Annotated in this window: 5 protein-coding genes; all 5 read left to right on the top strand. The window is 68.0% G+C overall.

The window, feature by feature from the left end; all coding sequences use genetic code 11:
* Positions 1 to 272, top strand: a 272-nt coding sequence (locus EV191_RS30285; protein ID WP_207894902.1) for a hypothetical protein, incomplete at its 5' end; no start/stop codon positions are given.
* The gene (locus tag EV191_RS29930; RefSeq protein ID WP_243659346.1) at positions 269 to 2,518 is read left to right on the top strand and encodes an FtsK/SpoIIIE domain-containing protein; all 2,250 of its coding nucleotides are present in this window, start codon (positions 269 to 271) and stop codon (positions 2,516 to 2,518) included. The genes EV191_RS30285 and EV191_RS29930, both read left to right, overlap by 4 nt.
* Before the next feature lie 217 nt (positions 2,519 to 2,735).
* A complete protein-coding gene (locus EV191_RS29925; protein ID WP_341539646.1) occupies positions 2,736 to 3,221 on the top strand; it encodes a M23 family metallopeptidase in 486 nt (161 codons plus the stop codon).
* 48 nt (positions 3,222 to 3,269) lie between these two features.
* Positions 3,270 to 3,554: a hypothetical protein gene (locus tag EV191_RS29920; RefSeq protein WP_132881487.1), complete on the top strand. Its 285-nt coding sequence runs from the start codon at positions 3,270 to 3,272 to the stop codon at positions 3,552 to 3,554.
* A gap of 52 nt (positions 3,555 to 3,606) precedes the next feature.
* Positions 3,607 to 3,891 carry a hypothetical protein gene (locus EV191_RS29915; RefSeq protein WP_132881485.1) on the top strand — a complete coding sequence of 95 codons (285 nt, stop codon included), beginning with the start codon at positions 3,607 to 3,609 and terminating at the stop codon, positions 3,889 to 3,891.
* The last annotated feature ends 141 nt before the right edge of the window (positions 3,892 to 4,032 follow it).

Here is a 4,032-nt window from a genome sequence, read left to right as displayed (position 1 = left end):
GGGCGCACGCCGAAGGACGCGCGGACGCGCTCACCGGGGCGCGCCTCGCCGAGGTCAGTGGCGCGCACCCCGGCACCGCGCGCAAGTGGCTCGCCTCCTGGCGCGCCGAAACCACCACCAGCGCGCCCACCACCAATGCGCCCGACGCGAGCGCGCCGGGCGCGCCATCGGCCGGGAGCGCGCCGAAGAGTGCGCGCGCCGAACCGAGCACACCCGTGGAGAACACCCAGCAGGACGCGCACACGCCGGAAGGAAGGGAGGTAGCGGCATGACACGCCACGACGGTGCGCCCCCGGATATGACCGGCGCGCACCAGCCCGAGGACGCGACGGTCGTCTACCTGCCGGCCACCCGCACCGACAACCCCACCACCGCCAGCCCGGACACCAGCGCGCCGAGCGCGCCGGACGCGGGCACGGAGGTCGAGTTGGCCCCCGCGCGCGAAGCGTTCAACACGCGCCGGCTGGTGCCCGAGCAGACGCGCGAACGCATGGCGCACGGCGCGGTCGTGGTCGCGCACCGCGCCGGCCCGGTGGTGGGCAATGCGGCGCGCGGCGCGGGTGGGGTGGTGCGTGATGTGGCGCGCGGTGTGGGGGTGGTGTGGGCGCGGTATCGCGATAACCACAGTGCCGCGCGCTATGAGCGGATGATGCAGGCCGCTGAGGTCGAGGGAGACCACGAACGCCTATTGGAGTGGGAGGCGCGCGCGGTCGCCGAGAAACAGCGACGTCACGCACGCGCCATGGAGTGGCTTGCCAGCCCCCTCAAACTGGTGGGCGCGCTCGCGGTGGGCATCGCCTCCATCGTCGCGCTGCTGCTAGCGCTAGGGATCATTCTCGCCATCGGTGATGGCGACATTGGTCAGGTGGTGGCGCCGATCGCGGGGGTGTTGGAGGCGATCCGGTGGGCCTGGTGGTTCGCCACCGCCTACGGCATCTTCGTTGTGCTGGGCGCGACCACGCTGGGCCTGGTGTATCTGTATCGGCAGGGCCACCAACCCCAGGCGACCACGGATGCCACCTGGGCCGGCCCTGGTCGGCGTGCCGAGGACCGGGTGCGCGAGTCCGAGCCGGTCACCCCGTCCAAGGTGGTCGACGCGTTGAAACACCTGGGCAACGCGCGGCTGCGGAAGGCAATCGAGGCGATGGCCGATGGTGGGGCCGGGATGCTCTCGCCGATCGTGCTCGCCGGGACCGGTGTCGAGGTCGATGTGGAGCTGCCGCGCGGCACGAACACCGAAGAGGTCAAGGCCAAACGGCGCCAGTTGGCGGAAAACCTGGATCGACACGAGCACGAGGTGTTCATCGACACCTCCTCAGCGGCGCGCACCGTGCGGTTGTGGATCGCCGACGCGGGCGCGCTGGACGAGCCGATCGACGCGTCCCCACTGGTCGTCGATGGTGAAGCCCACGCGTCTGTGCATAGTGGACGCGCCCCGTGGGGCCGGAACCTACGCAACGATCCGGTCGAGTTGTTCCTGTGGCAGATGCACCTGCTGATCACCGGCAAGTCCAACATGGGCAAAACCGCCGCGCTGCGGGCACTGGTCCTGTGGGCGGCCTTCGACCCCACTACCCGGTTTCGGATCGCCGACCTCAAAGGCCTGGGCGACTGGCACATGTTCAAGAACATCGCTGATGTGCTCATCGAAGGTCCGACCGATGCGCACGTGATCGCCGCAACCGAGATGCTCGAAGACGCGGTAGAGGAAATGGATCGTCGCTTGCAGGGCTTCGACAAGGCGAAGTACCCGAACGGCGTGCCCGCCGGCCTACCTGGCTACGAACCGCTGTTCGTGATTGTCGATGAGGCGCAGGTCGCGTTCATGTGCCCCGCGCTCGACGAGCACAAACGCCCCTACGGCGGCCAGAAAACCACCAGCCGCTACTTCGCGGCCGCCCGCAAAATCCACAACCAGGGCCGCGCGGTCAACGTCGTGCTCTGGCAAGGCACCCAGGACCCGACTGACCAGAACTTGCCCAAGATGGTGCGCGAAGGCGCCCACATCCGCGCATCGCTGCACGTCGGCACCGAATCCCAGGCCCGCATGGGCCTCGGCGAAAACGCGGTCAACGAAGGCGCCGCGCCCCACGAACTCAAACAAGAACACAAAGGCACCCTGGTCGTAACCGGCCCCGGAGTGACCTGTCCCCCCGGGAAAACCTCCGAGATCGTGCGTACCCACTACATCGGCGGCAGCGAGGCCACCGCGTTGGCCGAACGCGCCGAACAGCGACGCGCCGAGCGACCAGCCACCGAACCCGACGAGCAGCGAGACCTCCTCGCCGACGTACACACCGTGCTCGGCAGCGACGACCACATACGCACCACCGATGTCGTGTCCCGCCTGCGGAAGCACGCCGCGCACTACCCGCCCTACCAGCGGCTCAACGGCACCACGCTCGCCGAGCAACTTGACGAGCACGGCGTGAGCGTGACCAGACGCGACGGCATCCCCACCGTATACACCGAGCGTGTTCGCGCTGCCCTCGCGCACCGCGAACACACCACCGACTAGACCACCCAAAAACCGCCCCGGAACCCAGGGTTTCCCGACTCGATTCCCTGCGTTCCCTGACTCCCTTCACCACCAATCACCGCAGCACAACCCTAGGGAACGGCCCCAGGGCAGCGGTCAGGGAATTCTCCCTCCCCACCCCGCGATGCCCTACCCCGTTCCCTCGGCACTCCCTACCCAAAACCGTCACTCAGCGTCACATTGTGGAGGGTTCGACATGTCGCTCAAGACCAAACTTGTGGTCGCCGCCGCGCTGGTCGGGGTCCTCGTGTGGGCACACCACCGCAGCGAACCCAGCATGGCCGAAACCGGCCACGTCACCCCCGTCGACGGGGCCACCTTCACCTCCGGATACGGGCCCCGCTGGGGCAGCACCCACGGCGGTATCGACCTCGCCGCGCCCCTGGGCACCCCCATCCGGGCGGTGACCAGCGGCACCGTCATCGAAGCCGGCCCCGCCAGCGGCTTCGGCAACTGGGTCCGCATCCAACACCCCGACAACACGGTCACCGTCTACGGACACATGGCCGTCTACCACGTCCGCGCTGGTCAACGCGTCACCACCGGCGAACGCATCGCCGAAGTCGGCAACGAAGGCCAATCCACCGGCCCCCACCTACACCTCGAAGTCTGGCCCGGCGGGGACCGCAACGCCCGCGTCGATCCCCAACCGTGGCTCGCCCAACGCGGCGTCCACCTCTAACACCACCCCACCACAACCACCCAGCACACCGAAAGGACACCACCAGCCATGACCGAGCACCCCGAGCGCGTCCTCAACGACATCAAACGCGCCCTCACCACCACCAAACGACTCGAAAGTCGCGCCCGCAAACTCCGCAACGAGAAAGCGCGGCTGCTCGCCTCCACCGCCCGCTCACACCTCGAAAGCGCGCAGCTGTACCAACGGACCGCGGTCGGCCTGCGGCCCAGCGACCCCAAACACCACAAATACACCGACCGCGCCCGCGGGCAGTTCTACCTAGGACAGTCCCACCTTCATCACGCCAAAGTCACCCTCAAACGCGGCCACTAACCACCCCGCACAACCACACCCACCCAGCACACCGAAAGGACAACCACCAGCCATGACCGAGCACCCCATGCGCGTCCTCAACGACATCAAACGCGCCCTCACCACCACCAAACGACTCGAAAGCCGCGCCCGCAAACTCCGGCACAAGGAGACGCGGATGCTCGCCGTCACCGCCCTCTCATACCTCCGGAGCGCGCGCCTCCACCAGAAGAGCGCGGTCAACCACTGGCCCAACGACCCCCGACACCACAAAGCCGCCACCGAGGCCCGCACGGATTTCCACATGGGACAGCTCTACCTCAACGACGCCAAAAGCACCCTCAAACGCTCCCGCTAACCACCCGCCGACATGACCCCAACGCATCGAAAGGAACACCACCAAACCATGACCGCTACCTCTGCGCCCCAGGACCAACTCGGTCGGCTTGTCGCCGAGAACACCGTGCTCGCCATGGACCTCGACGGTGCCTTCGCCGAC

The organism is Tamaricihabitans halophyticus, assembly GCF_004340875.1.
Taxonomy (GTDB): Bacteria; Actinomycetota; Actinomycetes; order Mycobacteriales; family Pseudonocardiaceae; genus Tamaricihabitans; species Tamaricihabitans halophyticus.
Note: the sequence above shows the minus strand (reverse complement) of the source record. Positions and strands in the feature narration are given on the sequence as shown.